Source organism: Hyalangium versicolor (assembly GCF_020103695.1).
GTDB classification, from domain to species: Bacteria; Myxococcota; Myxococcia; order Myxococcales; family Myxococcaceae; genus Hyalangium; species Hyalangium versicolor.
On record NZ_JAHXBF010000049.1, the window covers coordinates 1 to 17,937 of the forward strand.

The following is a 17,937-nucleotide window of genomic DNA, read 5'->3' on the forward strand; positions in this document are numbered from 1 at the left end:
TAAGTCCGCTCTCAAGCGCTTGGTACTTCGCCGCGATGACTTCCTCCAGGTCCATGCCTACATTGATGGGCACGATCTCGGGCACCCGCAAACTGAAACTTTATTCCTGCGCGGCCCCTTAGACTTAGAGGGTGTTGAGGCAAGGCATTCAGGCAAGGTGGCCCAGCATCAGTTGGATCATCCCAAAGTAGACGAAGGCATGCTGTTTCAGAGCCCGTCGGATCATCTCCAGCGCCAGTTGGGGCTTGGTCTTGAAGGTGACTTCAGGCGGAATGCGCGCCTCCTTTCGGCGCTCAGGGCTGTGGGCCCAGCTTGCCGAATACAAAAGCCTGACAGAACAGCGTTCCCTGCCAAGCCTGACGGCTGTATAGTGCGCCATTCCACACGTGACAAAGAAGGTACCGTGGCTCTTTCGCGTCCACTCCAACTCGTTGTGTCTGGCGCTCTGTTGCTGGGCGCCTGTCAGCCAGCGCTGCCCGAGGGCGAGCCCTCCCCGGATGCGAACGAAGAGGGCATCCGACATCAGCGTGCCGCGGTGACCCAGCAGGTCGCCGGAGCGGATGCCGCGCTGGTGGCCTCAGCCGTTGTCGCGGAGGACGTGAAAGCCGCGCTGGGTCGGTTGTCTGGCGTGGAGGTGCTGGCGGCAAACGCGGAGGGCGTCCCCCTGGGGCTGAAGGGTGCCCTGGGGCAGGTGGAGGGGACGCTTCGGGGGGCTTCCATCGCAGTCGCGAAGCAGGGCGCCCGCGGAGCCCTGGAGCTCATCGCTCCCGCTTTCCGCCTTCGCGCGAGCGACCTGGTGCTCCAGAGCGTGCAACAGGACGAACTCGGGCAAACGCACCTGCGCTACGCGCAGACCAAGGACGGGCTGCCCGTGTTGGGGCAGGAGTTGCTGCTGCACGTGGATGCGCGAGGGCAGCTCTTCGCGGCCAACGGCTCCGCCTGGGATGGTGAGCCCTCCCTCACCGCGAAGCTCCCGGCGTCGCGCGCGGCACAAGTTGCCCAGGAGCACGTCCAGGGCGCCCGGCTCATGAACCCGGCCGTGTCATCGCGTCTTGTCTACCTGCGCCCGCGAGGGGAGGGCGCACTGCGGCTGGCCTATGAGGTGGAAGTGTCGGTGGACCAGGACGGCGCCCCCGCTCGCGAGCGTGTCTTCGTGGACGCTGTCGACGGTGGGGTGCTGGATCAACTCTCGGACGTGAGGCACCTGCTCGACCGCCGTGTCTACTCCGCCAATAGTGGAACCTCGCTGCCCGGCACCCTCAAGCGCTCCGAGGGGGGAGCTGCCACGGGCGACAGCCATGTGGACCTCACCTACGACAACCTGGGCCTGTTCCACAGTTGCTTCCAGACGCTCTTCGGTCGTGACTCCTATAACGGCGCGGGCGCAAGGCTGAACGCCACGGTTCACTACGCCATCAGCTACTGCAATGCGTACTGGGATGGCACGCAGCTCGTGTTTGGCGACGGCGATGGTGTCTCCTGGGGTCCGCTCGGGCAGGATCCGGACGTTGTCGTCCACGAGCTCACTCATGCGGTGACGGACTACACCTCGGGCCTGCTCTACACGGGGGAGTCGGGTTCGCTGAACGAGGGGCTCTCCGACATCTTCGCGGCAGTCTGCAATAGCTGGTCGCAAAGCTGGGTCATCAACGCCAATGTCTGGCGGATTGGCGAGACGAGCTGGACGCCACCCACCGCAGGAGATGCCCTGCGATACATGGATGATCCGGCGGTGGCCGCGGGGGATGACTACTACCCGCCGACGTCGCTGTATGGCGGCGCTGGCATCGTGAGCCTGGCCTTCAAGCTGCTCTCAACGGGAGGCACCCACCCGCGCCTCAAGAGCCTGGTGCGAGTCACCCCCGTGGGCGTCGAGGCGGCGGCGCGGATCTTCTATCGCGCCAACTCCGTGTACTTCACGGCGAGCACCAACTTCGCCGGGGCCAAGGTGGCCACCGGGTTGGCCGCGTCCGATCTCTATGGTGGGACCTCGGTCCAGGTCACCGCGGTGGATCAGGCGTGGCGCGCGGTGGGCGTGGGCCTTCCCGCGACGCCATGTGTGACGCAGCCGCTGCTGTCCGGCGCCGCCAGCAGCACCGTGACGGCGGCCTTCGCGGTCCCCGCGGGTGCCAGCCGACTCTCCGTCCGCATTCAGGGCGGCACCGGTGATGCCGACCTCTACGTGAAGCAGGGCTCCGCGCCGACGACCTCCCTGTACGACTGTCGGCCCTACGTGGCCGGCAACGAGGAGGGCTGTGTCTTCGCCAACCCGGCGGCGGGACAGTGGTACGTGATGCTGCGCGGATACGCGGCGTTCTCGAACGTCACCTTCGAGCTCTGCGTCGACGAGCAGGACTGCACCCTGGTCAAGAGCGAGGCGCGGTCCGGGCTCTCCGGTGCCCTCAACTCCACCTGGCGATGCACGATCCAGGTGCCCGCGGGAGCCACCAACCTCGCCTTCAACATGGCGGGAGGCACCGGCGATGCCGACCTCTTCGTGCGGCAGGGCCTCGCGCCGACAGCGAGCGCGTACAACTGCCGTCCGCGCGTTGCTGGCAACACGGAGTCCTGCCTGTTCCCCACGCCCACCGCTGGCACCTGGCATGTGATGGTCCAGGGCTATGCCGCCTACTCGGGTACCGCGCTCACGCCGTCCTTCACGTACGTGGCGGACACCTTCGCGCCGGATACGGGGTTCCTTCGCACTCCGGCGGCCGTGACCAACCTGCCGTATGCCTTCTTCGGGTTCACCTCGACGGATACGGTGCTCCTCTTCCAGTGCCAGCTCGACGGGGCGGGCAGCTTCCGCCCGTGCGCCCCGGATTCCTACTTCCTGCCGGTCTCGGATGGGCTCCACCAGCTCCGGGTGAGGGCAATGGATGCCGCAGGCAACGTGGATGCGAGCCCCGCCACGTATTCATGGACGGTGGACACGCTGGTCCCCAACACCACGCTGCTCTACGGGCCGTTCTCGCCCACCACCGTCACGAGCGCCACCTTCGGCTTCTCCGCAAGCGAGGCCGGCGCCACGTTCGAGTGCAGCCTCGACAGCGCGGCCTTCACGGCCTGCGTGTCACCGGTGAACTACACGGCGCTGAGCGTCGCCACGCACACGTTCCGTGTCCGAGCGCGTGACGCCGCGAACAACATCGACGCGACGCCCGCCACGTACTCGTGGCAGATCGTTCCGGAGCCGCTGAAGAAGCCCTGAACCCCTGGCTGCGACGGAGCGATTTCCCTCCGGAGCCTTGCCATCTCGTTATAAGGAAGGATCACCGCATGAGCCGCTCTCCCTGGCACGCCCTGCTGTTCACCGCGCTCACCCTGGCTGGCTGCGCCACGCCATCGCCTCGACAGGCCGATAACAGTTCCGGCGCGACCCAGGTCTTCGCCGCCTGTGAGACGCAGCATGAAATCACCGCGCCCAACCCGAAGTACCCCTGGACCCCCAAGGCCATCCGGCTCACCTCCCAGAAGCTTGCTCCGGGGGTCTTCGCCGTCTACGACTCCGAGGCGGAGGCACACGAGGCCGCGGGGATCCCGGCCGCGACCAGCGGCGGCTTCGTCATCGGTGACGAGGGTGTCCTCCTCGTCGAGAGCATGATCAACCGGCAGCTCTTCTGCCAGTTCATCCGTCTGGTCCGCCAGGAGACCGACAAGCCCATCCGGTACGTCGTCAACACCAGCCACCATGGCGATCACAGCTACGGCAACTTCTTCCTTCCGCAGGGCGTTCACGTCGTCCAGCACGAGCGCACGGCGGCCTTCATCGCCCATCATTTCGCGGAGGACGTCGCTTTCATGACGGGGGCCTTCGGTGCTGACCAGGGGTTCGATGAGATCCGGCCGGTCGCAGCGGACATCCTCGTCAAGGACAGCGGCTGGTCGGTGGACCTGGGGAACGTCACCGTGGAGGCTCGCTACCAGGGCTTCGGCCAGACGGAGGGAGACCTCTTCGTCTGGGTGCCAAGCGCCAAGGTGCTCTGGACGGGCAATCCGCTCATCGCCCAGCCGCCCGCCATCCCGTGGCTGTTGGACGGTCATGCCCACGAGGTCCGCCAGACGCTCGCCGCTGTCCAGGCTTCGCTTCCCAGTGACGCCATCGTGGTGCCGGGGCACGGCCGCCCCTCCAATCCCCAGCTGTTTGATTTCTCCATCCGCTACCTGGACGCCCTGCAGAGCCAGGTCCGCGTCGCCGTGGACCACCACCGCTCCTTGGAGCAGACCGTTTCAGATGTCTCGCTGAAGGACTTCCAGGGCTATGCCTTGTGGGGTTGGATCCACACCCAGGTCAACGTCCCGAAGACGTATGCCGAGGCCTCACGGCCCTCGCCCTGACGGAGCCGCTCCTCCCTTGTCGATGGGATGATCAGCGCATGAGCGGTTTCCTGGCTCAGCGTAGAATCCTCAGGCGGCCAGGGAGTGCTCCGGCGCCTCACCGAGCCTTGCGAGCGCGTCCGCGAGCGTCTCGGCGATGCACTGCCGCCAGAGTGTAGGACCCGCAATGCCCCAGGCTGCGAGCTCGTCATGCTCGACGGCAGCCTGGGCGGATGCCACGTCCACCCGCGAGAGCGCGCGCCGCAGCTCCGCGTCGATGGCTGTCCCGGCGACCTCACGGCACCAGGAGATGATTTCCCAGCCATGGGCCGCATGTCGTGCCTCGTCCACCGCGATGATGTCCAGCACGGCACGGATCTCCGCAGGCCCCTCGCTTCGCGAGGAGAGGACACCGGCGACGCGAGCCGAGGCGGCCTCCAGCAGACAGGACTCGACCATGCACTCCGCTGCCAGCGATGCAACGTCGAGCCGCCTGTCCCGCGTCAGCACCGCGGCAGGGAATGGGGCCGGCCCCTGGGCCTGGCCATCCATGGCGGTGGCGAGCCCGTAGCACAGCCGTGCATGCCGGATCTCATCCAGCGCATCCCAATGGGCCTTCTCGATCAGATGGGCAGGCGCGCCCAGGGCGAGCAGCTCGTTGGAGAGGTGCGCGAAGGCCGCCACCGAGGCCGCCTCCATCCCCGCTTGAGCGCGCCACGCGGCGGCGACGCCGGGCGGGACGTCGAGGCGGGTGCGGAGATCCTCCACCCAGCCCATGTCACTTCCAGGAGGAGGGAGCTGGGCCCGGCCCCCTCGACGCAGAGCCCTCCCGTGAGCCATGTGGAAATTGACCGTCGCAATCCCCAGGAAGAATGACACGACAGGGGACAGGAGCCCCAGGGCCAACGCCCACCACGACATTCCGCGGCCCTCGATACGCTCCCCGTTCCTGGGGCGCAAGCGGATGGCGTTGATGAGTCCCAGCAGCGCCCCCAGGAGCGAGAAGACGCAGGCCCCGATCCAGATGGACCCGGCTGCTCTCGAGTCCGGATCGAGAGTGCCCGAGACACAGAGGCCCCAGCTCGCGAGGGGAAGGGTCGTGAGGACGAGCGCGAAGCTGGCCAGGAAGGAGTGGCGGGTGGGAGGTGTGCTGTCAGGCGTCGGTGATGGCTGGGAAGGAACGGACATGCCACCCATTCTGGACGAATCCACGATCGGTTCACAGGCACGAAAGGCCTGTTCACTGCACCGGTGGATCCACTCACGGAATCTCTCCGGTGCGTACGGGTGCCGCGCTTTACCGTGGTGTGAGGGCGTTTTCCAAACTCACGCCCCGCGTTCACTCCAGGAGGCCCACTTGTTGCGAAGAGTCCATGGACCCGCAGTTCTTTTGCTGGTGCTCATGTTTTCGGGCTGCGGGTTGGAAGCACAGGCGCCTGAACTGGCTGGCGAGCCCGTACGAGCCGAGGTGGAGACGCCTCTGCCTCTCTATGAGTTCACCTGGTCCCAAAACAATATCCCAACGTATATGGGAGCCTCCGCGAATCAGTTCTGTGCCTTGAACCGCATGACGGGACGTTTTCAAGGAGGAGGTGAGTACATCCACGCATCCATCTCTAAAGGGTCCTGGTTCCTTGGTGGCGGTTCTTTGCAGGAGGGGGTGGGCGCTTCGGCCAGGTGCTCGCGCGTGGCTGACAGCCAATATTCAGACGAGTACGTTTGGGATGAGACCAAGAGCACCCCGACCCCCATGGCCTTCTCCTCCGGAAGCGCGTGCGTCTTGACGTTCATCAGCGGGAACTTCGATGGCGCTGACGCTTGGGTGCGGGCGTATGTGGCTTCCGGCCGCTGGTGGCTCGAGGGCTCAAGGGCAAACAAGCAGCTCGAAGTCAGAGCTCGTTGCATCAATAACCTCTCCTTCATGACCACCGAGTATTCCTGGAACCAGAACGACGGTCAGCCAATCCTCTTGGGTTCGTTCGTCGGACTCTCCTGTGGGTTCACCTTCATGCAAGGGAACTTCAAGGGTGGCGGCGAGAGCGTCCAGATCTACCCCGCCGGGGTGGACTGGTATCTGGGAGGGGATTCCCAGCAAAATGACGTGGCGGCGAAAGCGCGGTGTTTTCCCGTGCCATGGAGCCTCTCCGCCAGCGCCAGCCTCCCGCAGGGCGGATGAATCCGGCCCTGCCACTGCTTGGGGGGAGTATTGGGGACCTGATGCAGCCGATGGATTGAGGCCTTATTCCTGGCGCGGCGAGGCACAGCGGAGGCTTCCTCCGCCGCCTGCCCTATCGCTGGCTTTCGGATGGAGCGTGCGCATCGTGCCGGAGCGGTACCGCTCGAATCCGAGGAGGAGTCACAGCATGGCATCGTCTATTCCCGACAAGATGAAGGCCGCGGCGCTCGACCGCTTTGGTGGCCCAGAGGTGCTAGGCGTCAAGACCGTGTCCGTTCCCACATGTGGCGACGACGAAATCCTCATTCACGTCAAGGCAGCGGGAATCGGAGTCTGGGACCACATGGAGCGCGAAGGCGCGATGCAGGAGATGATCCCCGGCGGGCCGCGCTTCCCCTATGTGCCTGGCGCCGATGGGGCGGGTGAAGTCGTCGCGGTGGGCAAGAACGTGAAGGACCATAAGGTGGGCGACGCCGTCTATGGCACAGCGTTCATGAGCCCCAAGGGAGGCTTCTACGCGGAGTTTGTCGCTGTGAAGGCGGAGCAGGCGGTGAAGGTGCCCAAGGGGATGAAGGTAGAGGAGGCGGCTGCGCTCGCGGCGGATGGGGTCACGGCCATCCAGGGGCTGGAGGACCACCTTCAGCTCAAGCCCGGGCAGAAGTTGCTGCTCTTCGGCGCGAGCGGAGGCCTTGGGCACCTGGCGCTGCAGCTGGCCAAACGGATTGGGGCGAAGGTGCTGGCGGTCGCCTCCGGAGCGGACGGAGTGGAACTGGTGAAGCGGCTGGGGGCGGACGCGGCTTTGGACGGCAAACAGGGGGACGTGGAGAAGGCCTGCCGAGACTTCGCGCCGGAGGGCTTCGACGCTGCGCTGGTGCTGGCGAATGGTGATGCCGCCGAGCCCCTGCTCAAGAACGTCCGCAAGGGAGGACGCATCGCGTACCCGAACGGAGTGGAGCCCGCGCCGAAGGGCCCTGAAGGAGTCCAGACGAAGGCCTACGACGGTCTCCCGGACGCAAAGGCGTTGAAGCGCATCAACGAATTGATCGAATCCGGTGAATTCCACATGGAGATTGGCCGCAGCTACGCACTGGAAGAGGCGGCAAGGGCGCAGCAGGAGGTGCTCAAGCACCACCTGGGCAAGTTCGTGCTGCGCATCAACTGACCCCTGTCATGCCATCCTAGGGGCACTCCATCGCAGTGGGGCTGCGCATCCAGTCGAGGAGCTCCTTGTAGGAGCGAACCCGGACCTCCGGCTTGCTGAGCGCGTAGTCGAGGAACTCCTCGACTGCGGCTCGGCGCTCGGCGTTGGTGATTCTGGGCGCATACGTGAACTCGGGCGAGTAGTAGTCCGAGTGCAAGGTGATGAGGAAGGGCGCGCGGTTGCCCCGGAGCCTTTGATCCAGCGTGTATTTGAGCGTCGACAGGAACTCCGCCTTGTTCATCTGGAACAGGGTGTGGGTGAGCAGGTTGAAGTCGAAGCCCGTGATCTTTCCGCTCGCTTCGTCGAACCAGTTCACGCGGTACTTGAGCGCCGCCCGGATCTCCGGCGGGGTGATGACGGTGTAGACCGGCAGTTCCCAGAGGCCCGCATGCCGGGTGATGGGGGACTTCGTGTCCTGGGAGCCCCGCTCCGCCAGGAACGCGTCCCCCGGAGAGCCGTTATCCAGCGTGTAGGGCCAGTTGAAGTCGGTCCCATCCTGGTCGTCCTGGAAGCCTTCCTCCAGGCTGGCGTCGTACCAAACCCCGTGGGCCTTCAGGACGGGCATGAGCAGATCGTTCGTCGCGAGCGACGGCGTGCGCCAGCCGATCAGCTGCTCTCTCGGCAGCCCCGGGCCGCTCTTCAGCGACGTGTCCCAAGGCTGCTCGTTCGCGTCGTAGTCCTTCGTGAGCGCGTCAATGGTGCCGGTGAGCTCTTCGGTCCAGCGGCTCGTATCCGAGCTCTTGTTCGTCTCGTGGGTCACGCTGTGGAGCGCCACCTCGTGGCCCGCGGTGAGGGCCTTGCGCCAGACCGTCTTGAGCGCCCTCGGATCGGTGATGGCGGCCCCGGCGATGAACTTCGTGGTCATGAAGAACGTCATGTTGATGGGAGTCCCATCCGCGTTCTTCCGCGCCGCGGCCATCGCGAGCGCCCACTCCATGCCATCCACGCGGCTGTTGTCGTCCCAGCTGATGCCCACGAACTGCGGCACCTGGCTGGGCAGGAGCCCTCGTGGCGGGTTGGCGGAAGGTGCCACGTTGTCGGTGAAGGCATAGCCCGAGGTGGGAGGGGCGAGCGTGTTCTCGCACGGGGAGCCGCTGCTGCAGGCCAGGAGCAGGGCGGGAACCAGGAGGGACAGGGCAAGCGTGTACGGCGCTCCAGGGATGGGGGGCATGGGACACGGTCCTTGGGGTAGGCGGCGGGCCCACGCTGTTCGCGGGCGCAGCGGCAGGTGAGCCGTCATCGATGCATCGAGTGTATATGATGCCTCTCTGCTCGACCTCTCCAGGGTCCAAGCCATCTTGGCGGAGCGGAGGCAAGGCAATGGCGGTCCGTAAGCGAAGCCCTCTTCTGGCACTCGGAGCGCTGGTGGCGATCGTCGTCGCGCTCTTCCTGCTGCGCTCGGGGCGCAAGGCGAGTCCGGCGGCTCCTGCCAGCGGGAGTACCTCCAGCGAGGCTCCGGCGGCCCCGGGCGGTGGAGCCGGGACGGGGACTCGTTCCGCCTCGGGCGCACCGGCGAGCGGGACTCAGGCCCCCGCTCCCGGGAGTGCTCCCAAGAAGGAGGTACTCGCCGAGCTGCACTGGGGCAGTGGGCCCTCGGAGCTGGGGCGGCACCGGCCTCAAGAGGCCAACCCCGAGGCGCCCATGTCGATGGCCGTGGACATCCTGGGCAACATGGTGGTGCTGGACCAGACGAACGGCCGTTTGCTCCGGTTGGACCCTGAAGGAAAGCCCGTGGGCAGCCTCCCCCTCACCCAGCAAACGCCGCAGGACGTCGCCATGGCGAAGGATGGCTCGCTGCTGGTGCTCGACCGGCTGCGGGACAAGACCGTGGCCATCCTCAATCCGGACACCGGAGCGCTGCGCGGAGAGCTGCCCGTGGAGGGAAAGGGCATTCCGGAAGGAGGGCTCGTCACCGGCACCTTCGTGGATGGGGACTCGGTCTACGTCGAGCGCGAGCACGGCGCCCTGGTCCGCATTGGCGACACCTCTGGCACTGCGGACCCCGAGCGTCCGGAGATCCCCGGCCGTCCCACGCGCGATGGGCGCTCCTATGTGCTGGCCAGCATCACGGATCGCAAGAGCGGCAGGGTGCTCGTGAACGCGGTGGATCGCTCCACGGGCCAGCACCGCTACACCCGCGAGTACCGGCTCGAGTTCCCGGTGATGTCCATCACCCTGTTGGACTCGGATCTGTCCGGAACGCTCTACCTGGGAGTGGCGGGCGAGCTGACCGCGCGCTCCGCCTCGGCCACGGCGCAGCTGGGGGTGCGCGTCTTTTGCATCGACTCCCTCGAGGGCAAGGTGCTGGGGCAGACGGACCTGCCCCTCAACACCCTGCCCGAGGAGACGTTTCGTGACTTCGCGGTGCTCGATGAGGGCGGCGTGCTCTACCGGCACATCACCGAGTCGGGTGTCACGCTGATGCGGGCCCGCTGCCGCTGAAGCCGCGGCGCGGGGTGGGCTCAGTAGTGACGGATGCCGTGGAAGGAGGTGGTCGCCGTGCGGCTGTTCTTCACGCAGCCATACGCGCAGCCCTTGCACTCGTGGGCGACCATGTTGCCCCAGCCATCGCCGGACTCGTAGACGAAGGTGTGGCCGGCGCCGTCGATGTTGTAGACGAGCGCGTCTCCCTTCAGCAGGGTGCCCCGGTCGACGGTGTGCCACTGGCTGGAGTCCACGTTGAAGTGGATGGTGCCGTAGGGGTGCGAGTCGGAGGCGACGTTGGTGTTGCTGCTGGGCACCTGCCACACCTTGGCGAGGAAGCCCGAGCAGTCGGCGCCGTAGCTGCCGCTATGGGTGCAGTCGCCGCAGTTGCCGGAGCACGAGCCGGGAGCGCCGTTGGGGTTCCAGGCGCCGTGGCCCCACCAGTAGGAGAACCCCACGCCGCCGCCGGAGGCGCCCAGGGTGCCTCCCTCGGCGCGGGTGATGGCCTCGTTGCGGACGGAGGCCGTCTGGGTGACGACGCTGAGGTAGGTGCCCGAGGCCCAGCCCACGACGCCGCCCCAGTACACCTTGTACCAGCCGCCACTATCGCAGCTGGGGTTGTCCCAGGTGGTGACGGTGGAGCCCTGGGGCATGACGGCGATGATGCTGTAGCTGGTGCTGGGGCCGGTGCGCAGGTTCAGGCTGCTGGCGGTGGTGCTGAGCGTGGACTTGTAGGTGAGACAGCCGGTGAGCGCGCTGCTGCTGCTGGCGAGCTGCTCATCCACCCCCTGGAGCTCGACGCTCTCCACGGACTCCGAGCCGCCACAGCCCACCGCCAACGTCACGAGGAACAGCCACTTCAGGGATGAGCTTCTCAGGGGGGTGCTCATGCGTGTCTCCATCAAGCCAGGTGATTCGGGCTTACACTGGATTCCACGCGAGACGTTAGTGGAATGATGGGGATGTTGACCCGTTCAAAGCCCGGCGATCTTGGCGTCCTCGCTGCCGAAGCCCAGCTTCACCCGCTCGCCCACGGCCGCAAAGGTGAGCTGCGCCCGGCCCACATAGCTGCTCGTGCGCACCAGATCCACCGGGCTGTCAGCGGTAGAGCTTCTGCCTCGCGAGGTCTGGATGGGCCAGCGGCCAGACCCGACTGGCGATACGCATGTAGAAGGCGCCGAGCAGGGGAGCCTCCGCCTCGACACAGACCCTGGCCGCAATGCTCAAGACCTCCCCAGGTGAGCGTACCGAGCTGTCTTGCAGGGCTTGATGGAGTCGGCTCCGCAACTCGCTTGGGACTTGATCGATGATGTCCCGCTTTGTGAGCGTGTCGTCATAGACACGAGCCCACTCCAGGATCTGCCGCTGGAGTTCCTTGCGCAAGCGCTCTTCGGGGCCGAAGACCTGAAGGCACATCTGGAACAGCTCGGACCCGCCCCCCGAGGCAAGCTCGGACTGAGCGCTCGTAAAGAGGGGGTCTCCGGCGGCTCGCCAGAGAACCTCCCACGTGGGTTGTCCATGCGCCTGGGCGAAGAGGCCGCAGGCCGTGAGATAACTCTGCATCGAGTCATGGAAGAATCGCACCTGCCGAGGAGCATGAGTCTGCTCCATGTGCGGCTCATCCGGAATCAGCACCCCAGCGCGCAGAAGCCTCTCGAGCTGTTCCCTCTCTGGAGAATTGCGGTATCGGAGGGCCCGGACCCCGTCGGCCCAATACGTCCGGCAGCAGAACGCGCTGGTCCAGGCGAGTATCTCCCGATCCTCGGCTTCGCTAGTGCTCGTCCCCTGCTTCCGGAGCAAGCTCCGGAAGGCTGCATCATAGAGTGCGGAGATACTGCGTGCGCGACCGTGCTCGGAGAAGTTGCCGAACAGGATCGCTAGCCGGACGAGAATGGGCAGATAGGTTCCATCCGGTCCCCTGCATGCCTCGCGGAGATCGTCGCCCAGTCCAGATTCTCCTTCGGCACAGTACGCGCTTACGAACCAATCCAGCGTTTGTTCATCGAGGCGCCTGGGCTGGACGTGCAACCAGCACGAGGAGCCCTCGATGGCTTGGCGAAATCCATCATGCGGTCGGCTGGTGCATAGCAGCTTCACGGCCCGTCCATGCTTCCCCTCGATGAAGCCGCGGACTTCATCGGGGCTCAGCGAGGACTCGGTGAGCCCATCTACGACGAGGACATAGTCCCCCCGTAGCAGCATGGCCTCCCGGAGCGCCTCCATGAGAGGATCAACCTCCAGGGCACGGCGGGCTGCTTCGAGCAGGGTGCCATTGCTGGTGTCACACAGCACGGGGAGCGGTCCCAAGGGATCCTTCTCGAAGAGAAGGATCATCCTCTGGACAGTCTCCCGCAGCAGGGCGCTCTTGCCCCTTCCACCGGGAGATTCGATGAGGACGTTCCCTCGCAGATCTGGATCGGAGATGGAGAGAGTGTGACAGAGGTGTGTTTCGGGGAGCGCGACGGGATTGGAGGAAGAGAGCAGCGCAAAGGGTTTCGAGGGACCAAGGCAAGCCCCCCCTTCCTGCAAGTCTGCGGGGAGCGAGACATACCGCTCATGATTCGCCTGGAGACGCTGGGACTCCACCTTGCGCCAGGTGAGCGTGACGTAGTCGGCGAAGAGCCGCCGCCGCATTCTCGGCAGCGCCAGTGCCAGTGGGCTGATCCATTGGAAAGGCTTGATCTCTGCCAGTAGGCGGAAGACTGGAGGTGAGAGTACCCCCAGGAGCAGGGCCAGGATCGCCTCCGCGAGGAGCACTCCTGCGAAAACAGGAAAGTCGATCTTCAGGCTACGGGCCATGTGGGTGAGCGACAGTCCACTGCCGGCAAGGAGCTGGAGACTCCAGCCAATGAAGGGAAGCCAGCTCCGGGCAGACCGGGAGCGAGGCATCAGTACCAAAGGAAGACCGAAGAGCAGCGTAGCCACTAGGCAGGCGATGCTCGTCCGAAACCAGACCTGCTCCCAAAGTGGGGCGCTGAAGTGGAGATGACGAACCACTAGGCTCGTATCGATCCCTGTCTGGTCGTGATAGCTGAAAACGACCCTGTAGTAGCCTCCCCGGGTGAACAATTCGTCCAGGTGCCATTGAAGATGGGGCGGCGGCGCCCCAGGGCCATATTGCCGAGTGCCCGATGCGACGAGCCTGCTGGGATGTCCCTCGTCCCACAGAGAGAACTCCAGGACCCCGGTGGCTGGGCTACTGCCCGACCATTGCAACTCGATGCTGGAGGCCTCATTCGCTCGAAGCGACGCTTGGAGCTCGAGCCTCCCCTGGATGGTGATATCCCGCCCATTATTGATCTCGAGGGAGCCGCTCTTGAGCTTCAGAGCAGCCCTCGCATCAGAGAGGGAGACATAGGCAAAACTGGCAGGTGGGGCCTCGATCCAGCCATGCAACCCGTCCCCTGCTGGGTAGACGTAGGTTTCACTGGATGCCTTCATCACGAAGCGCTGCTCCAGGTAACGTTCCGCTCCCAAAGAGACGAAGTAGAGATTGCCGTCCTCGTTGGACTGGGCCCAGAGCCCTTCCCCCGCAGGATCTACATCCAGAGCAGTCACCTGCCTGCCCTCAAGGACCTGGTTCACCTGGATGGAGCCGTGAGTCAGCCTCACATGAGCCGCCTCCATGGTGTCCCACGTCCAGAGGACGATATCCTCCGGGCCAGAGAGGATCGGCGAGAACTTGTCAAAAGCGTCTGGCCGGGCCCCGCCAGCCCAGGGAAGCGCCTGTGGCTTGCTGGCGAGAGTCCTTCCGTTCTCGTCTACCAGAACAGCGCTGCCCGATCGGGTCAGGAGCCAGACGTGGCCCGACGGTGTGACGACCACCATCACTTCTTCTCCTCGGAGCAGAGGCCCGTGCGTGACTGGTGAATGCCCTTCGATGTCCACGAGGTGGACTCCCCCTGGGACTCCTGGCCCGGAGTGCATCGCTTCGGCGACCCATACATGTGTTCCATCCACGCTGCGGATGGCCTGTCGGACCTCCTTCCCCTGCAATAGCAAGGAAGAGGGAGCACGAGGGGAAGGCCTCGCCTGGACAGAATAGAGTTGCCTGAAAACGCCACCACCGTCCTGGCGACGATTGTCTGCTACCACCCATGCGCTCATGCCATCGAGGCTAGGAACCACCCAGCGAATGCTTTCCGCTTGCAGTAGCGGCTTCCGAGTGAGGACGGCGGCCCGGGTATCATCGATGAAGAAGAGCTGTCCCCCTGTGTTGAGCCAAGCCGCAGAGCCGGCCTTCACTGGGATGATCCGCCACTCACGCAGGGAGAAGTTGCCTGGATGCCCCAAGGTGCTGCGCGGAATCGGGGATGACAGGTTGCCGTACGCATCGATTGCCACGAGCCATTCCTGGCCCTCCCTGCTGAAGACGATCCAGATGTGTGAACGAGGCCTCAAATCATCGGGAGGAGTAGCAGTCGAAAATGGGTTCACGCCGAAGTAGGGAAAAGATTCGGAGGGCTCGTGTACGAACGTGAGTTGCTCGGCTTCGAGCACGGTCCGCAGACTCAGGGACTCTCCGCGACCGTCGAGTAGGAATACCCTGCTCGTGGGCGGCGCTCCGTTCTGCGCGGGCTTGATTCCGACGGCCCACGCTCGGCCGGGGAAGTTCGTCTGGAGCACCGGCGAGACGTAGCTCCCTAGGGAGGGTCGGGTGCTGCCTCGGAAAAGCCTCTGGCCTTTGGCATCGACAATGGAGACCGCGTCATGGTCAACAACCCAGGCATGTAGGCCATCGCCAAAGGGGGTGATGAACGCTTTGCTGCCTGCCACGAGAGCTGGCCAGAAGGCGCTGCCGCTCACCTCTGGCTTCAGTTCTGGCCGTTGGCTACACGCGATGAGACAGCACGTGATTGCCAGAGTGACCCGAGCCCCGAGCGACGGCTTGTAGCCTGTGGTCCTTGCATCCCTCCGAACCATGTGGACTCCGCCATATCGGAGAATGGTGGTGGCGACCGTCTGTGCCGGCAAGCCGTTCGAGTGGAGGAACGCGTGTTCTCCTCCTAACGCAACACTGCGTCAGCGCAACCTGGCCAGTGGAGTTACCCCGATTCCGTGGAGGGTGGCCCAGGGAATTCCTGCGGAACGCTCCAGTGAGCATAGGAAGGGCAGGAGCCTTATTGGGCGTAGAGGGCGGGAGCAGAGGGGAGGTGAGGGAGGCTGACGGGTAGCCGATGAGCCGCACTCCGGGCCGTCGCAGAAGCCATTCATCTCCAGCAGACATACGCCAGCCCCGCCCGCCGCCTTCCCAGGCTGGGCGCGGCAGGTGCTTGGTTCTCTTGGCTGGCTGGGGCGGATTGAGCTTCAATACCCCGCGCTCTGGGGCGGCCCTCGCGCGGGGGCCAGGTGCGCGCTCGCCGTGCTCAGCTTCGCTACCTTCACCCGGCCCAGGTATCCGCTCACCGTGCTCGGCGACAGCGAACAACTGCGAGCAATAGCACGCGCGCTCATCCCTGGTTCCAGGTGCAGCCTCAGTATCTCTCTCTGCATCCGCATGGACAGCCTCTCTGCCGCCACAGCCCCTCCTTGTTTGGGAGGCGGCGTGCTCGGCTCTCTGTCCAGCGTCGTCAACGCTTCGGCTCGACCTTCATCCCGGCCCTGTTACAGCCCGGTCCCTGCCGGTTTCACCCCCATTCAGGGGTGACCGGCTTGCCCGGAATCGGTGATCGGCTTGGTCCGGAACAGGTGATCGGCTTGCTTCGGAATCAGTGATCGGCTTGGCCCGGAACGGGTGATCGACATGGTCCGGAGCACGCAGCACCGCGCCTCCCGTCGACTCTACCCCCAGTGTGACCCTCCAGCGGGGAACGGGACGAGACGGGACGAGACGGAGTGGGGGAATGATTCGGTGTGAGATCAAGGCGTTAGCCGGTAACAGCGCGACCTGCTTAGGGTTTTGCTTCCGCCTTGTGACGGGTTCGATTCCCGCTGCCTCCACCCAGAACGACGCGCCGCTTTAAGCGGGAGGGATTCTCAACAATGAGCCCGGCCTGTAGATTTGCGCCATTGGGTATGCCTATTTCAGGCGCACCTTCAAACGCTCCACGTCATCGTTAGGCCGCCCCATGAAGGCGTCGAGCAGGCGTTCCTCGACTCCCACCTCTTCCCAGACAGCCGAGCGCTCAAGCCCGACACACTCCTGGGGATCCGCACGCCTTGAAGCGCCAACGGTGTCGAAGATCGTGCAGTCGCGGAAGTTCCCAATGTCCTGCATGAACTGGACGATGGGTTGAGAAAACTGCTCCTCCAGTGCTCTCCATCCAATGAGTTCCCATGGCCTCTCCTCCATATGGCGAACCATGATCTTGAAAAGGATGGGTTTGGAGGCAATCCTATCCAGAGCAGAATCTGGAGTGTCGGTCCTGTAATCGTAATAGGCATCATGCGGTAGCTTGAGGACCCTGCCGTAACCGAAAGAGCCGTCGGCAAGGGGGATTCTCAAGAACGAGCCGGGTTTGTAGCTTCGCGGCATCCCCAGTATCCCTTGTCAGGGTGAAGTTGGCCCCACAACTCCACTGTCCCCCGAGGACTGGAGTCACCACGGTGATGGCAGCAGTCACCCCCCCGAGGCCTGCGGGCTCCAGGGCCCGGAAACGTCGCAGGGCGCGTGCGGCTCGATTCGTTGGTCGAGCCCCACGCGCCCTGAGGACGGGGAGAAGGTTGTGAGGGGGGACTACGCGGGCAGCGTGCCGTTGCCGGTGGAGATGGTGTCCCAGAACGCCTTCACCTTGGTCACGTAGGTGGCGTCACCGGTGCCCGCGGGGATGGCGTTCGGGTTGCTCTTGTCCACGCCGTTCGGGCCGGAGTTGTAGGCGCGCAGGGCCAGATCCCAGCTGCCGAACTGCTCCTTCATGTCCTTCATGTAGAAGGCGCCGGCCAGGATGTTGGTCTCCGGATCCGCCAGGTTCTTGCCCTGGAGCTCCGGGTGCTTGGCCTGCAGCTCACCGAAGGTGTTGGGGTTGACCTGCATCAGGCCGGTGTCCGTCAGGCCGTTGCCACCGTTGGTGGTGACGGCGGCGATGTTGCCGCGCGACTCCTGCCAGATCTGCCCGGCCAGCATGGAGGCCGGCACGCCCGCCGTGGCCGCCGCGGACTCGATGGCGCCCTTGAACTGGCCCAGGGCCGAGGGGAACCCGGCGCCCAGCTTCGCGTCACCCGAAGGCGTCGCGCCAGAGCTGACGCCCGCCGTCGACTCACCCGCGGGAGCCTCGGTCGGGGCCGCCGTGGCCGTGTCGCCGGAGGCCGACTCCGTGGGCGCCTGGGCCGGCTTGTCACATAGCGCGCCCTCACCCTCCGCGCCAGAGGCCGGGGCCTCGGTGCCGCACCGGACCGGCTCGTCGGAGGCCGGGGCTTCGGCGCCGCACCGGACCGGCTCGCCGGAGGCCGCGCCGTCGAACCCGTCGAGCCCGCCCGCTCCCGCACTCGCGTCCGCGCCCGCGCCGCCCAGATCGGCGATCTGCGCCGACAGCAGCTGCGTCAGCGACTGGACCGTCTGCACCAGCGCCGACACGGTGCTCTGTAGCAGTTGATCCATCTGTGCGGCGCGGTTCGGACCCGCGTCGAAGCCGTCCTGGAACTGGCTCAGGCCCTCGGACTGGCCCAGCTTCTGGCGCACCGCCTCGGTGGCCTCCTTGGGAGGAGGGGGGGCGAGCGGCTGGACGGGGGCGAAGGCGGAGGCGGCGTTGGGGCGCACGGACGAGACGGACATGACGGGGTCTCCCAAGGTTTCGGGCAGGTGAGCGGGGCTGCCACCTGTAGATGACGTGCCTACCCAAAGCAGGAGTTGTGCCGAGACCCGAAAGCCTTCGCGCGGCCC

Annotated in this window: 13 protein-coding genes; 5 read left to right on the forward strand and 8 right to left on the reverse strand. The window is 65.5% G+C overall.

The features are described 5' to 3' along the window. Positions 1 to 148 precede the first annotated feature (148 nt). A complete protein-coding gene (locus tag KY501_RS54150) occupies positions 149 to 523 on the reverse strand; it encodes a transposase (RefSeq protein WP_309243063.1) in 375 nt (124 codons plus the stop codon). Between KY501_RS54150 and KY501_RS50430 the strand changes: the two genes are divergently transcribed. Continuing rightward, positions 404 to 3,211, forward strand: coding sequence for a M4 family metallopeptidase (locus KY501_RS50430; protein WP_224372739.1), 2,808 nt, complete (start codon positions 404 to 406; stop codon positions 3,209 to 3,211). The two genes, KY501_RS54150 and KY501_RS50430, sit on opposite strands and share 120 nt — an antisense overlap. Positions 3,212 to 3,279: 68 nt before the next feature. Beyond that, positions 3,280 to 4,338, forward strand: a complete 1,059-nt coding sequence (locus KY501_RS50435) for an MBL fold metallo-hydrolase (RefSeq protein WP_224372741.1) — start codon at positions 3,280 to 3,282, stop codon at positions 4,336 to 4,338. 69 nt (positions 4,339 to 4,407) lie between these two features. Here KY501_RS50435 and KY501_RS50440 read toward each other — a convergent pair whose 3' ends face one another. Next, complete coding sequence (locus tag KY501_RS50440) at positions 4,408 to 5,505, reverse strand: ferritin-like domain-containing protein (RefSeq protein WP_224372743.1); 1,098 nt, start codon at positions 5,503 to 5,505, stop codon at positions 4,408 to 4,410. Positions 5,506 to 6,067: 562 nt separating this feature from the next. On the opposite strand from KY501_RS50440, the gene KY501_RS50445 reads away from it, so the two are divergent. Both KY501_RS50445 and KY501_RS50450 read left to right on the forward strand, forming a co-directional pair. Further along, positions 6,068 to 6,493 (forward strand): hypothetical protein, encoded by a 426-nt coding sequence (locus tag KY501_RS50445; RefSeq protein ID WP_224372745.1) that lies wholly within the window; start codon positions 6,068 to 6,070, stop codon positions 6,491 to 6,493. A 187-nt stretch (positions 6,494 to 6,680) separates the two neighbouring features. Beyond that, positions 6,681 to 7,655 (forward strand): NADP-dependent oxidoreductase, encoded by a 975-nt coding sequence (locus KY501_RS50450; RefSeq protein WP_224372747.1) that lies wholly within the window; start codon positions 6,681 to 6,683, stop codon positions 7,653 to 7,655. Positions 7,656 to 7,671: 16 nt separating this feature from the next. Here KY501_RS50450 and KY501_RS50455 read toward each other — a convergent pair whose 3' ends face one another. Beyond that, entirely contained in the window at positions 7,672 to 8,865 is a 1,194-nt protein-coding gene (locus tag KY501_RS50455) for a polysaccharide deacetylase family protein (RefSeq protein WP_224372749.1), read from the reverse strand. 149 nt (positions 8,866 to 9,014) lie between these two features. Here KY501_RS50455 and KY501_RS50460 point away from each other — a divergent pair, with 149 nt between their 5' ends. Beyond that, a complete protein-coding gene (locus KY501_RS50460) occupies positions 9,015 to 10,136 on the forward strand; it encodes an NHL repeat-containing protein (RefSeq protein ID WP_224372751.1) in 1,122 nt (373 codons plus the stop codon). Positions 10,137 to 10,156: 20 nt separating this feature from the next. Here the strand turns inward: KY501_RS50460 and KY501_RS50465 are convergent, their stop codons facing one another. From KY501_RS50465 to KY501_RS50490, 5 genes are all read right to left on the reverse strand, one after another. Further along, positions 10,157 to 11,008, reverse strand: a complete 852-nt coding sequence (locus KY501_RS50465; protein WP_224372752.1) for an SH3 domain-containing protein — start codon at positions 11,006 to 11,008, stop codon at positions 10,157 to 10,159. A 208-nt stretch (positions 11,009 to 11,216) separates the two neighbouring features. Then, positions 11,217 to 15,041 (reverse strand): NACHT domain-containing protein, encoded by a 3,825-nt coding sequence (locus tag KY501_RS50475; protein ID WP_224372754.1) that lies wholly within the window; start codon positions 15,039 to 15,041, stop codon positions 11,217 to 11,219. 384 nt (positions 15,042 to 15,425) lie between these two features. Continuing rightward, positions 15,426 to 15,617, reverse strand: coding sequence for a LuxR C-terminal-related transcriptional regulator (locus tag KY501_RS50480; protein WP_373691738.1), 192 nt, complete (start codon positions 15,615 to 15,617; stop codon positions 15,426 to 15,428). 520 nt (positions 15,618 to 16,137) lie between these two features. After that, on the reverse strand, positions 16,138 to 16,593 hold the full coding sequence (locus KY501_RS50485) for an Imm26 family immunity protein (protein ID WP_224372758.1): 456 nt from the start codon (positions 16,591 to 16,593) through the stop codon (positions 16,138 to 16,140). Between the two features lie 201 nt (positions 16,594 to 16,794). Further along, entirely contained in the window at positions 16,795 to 17,829 is a 1,035-nt protein-coding gene (locus tag KY501_RS50490) for a lytic transglycosylase domain-containing protein (protein ID WP_224372760.1), read from the reverse strand. Positions 17,830 to 17,937: the final 108 nt, after the last annotated feature.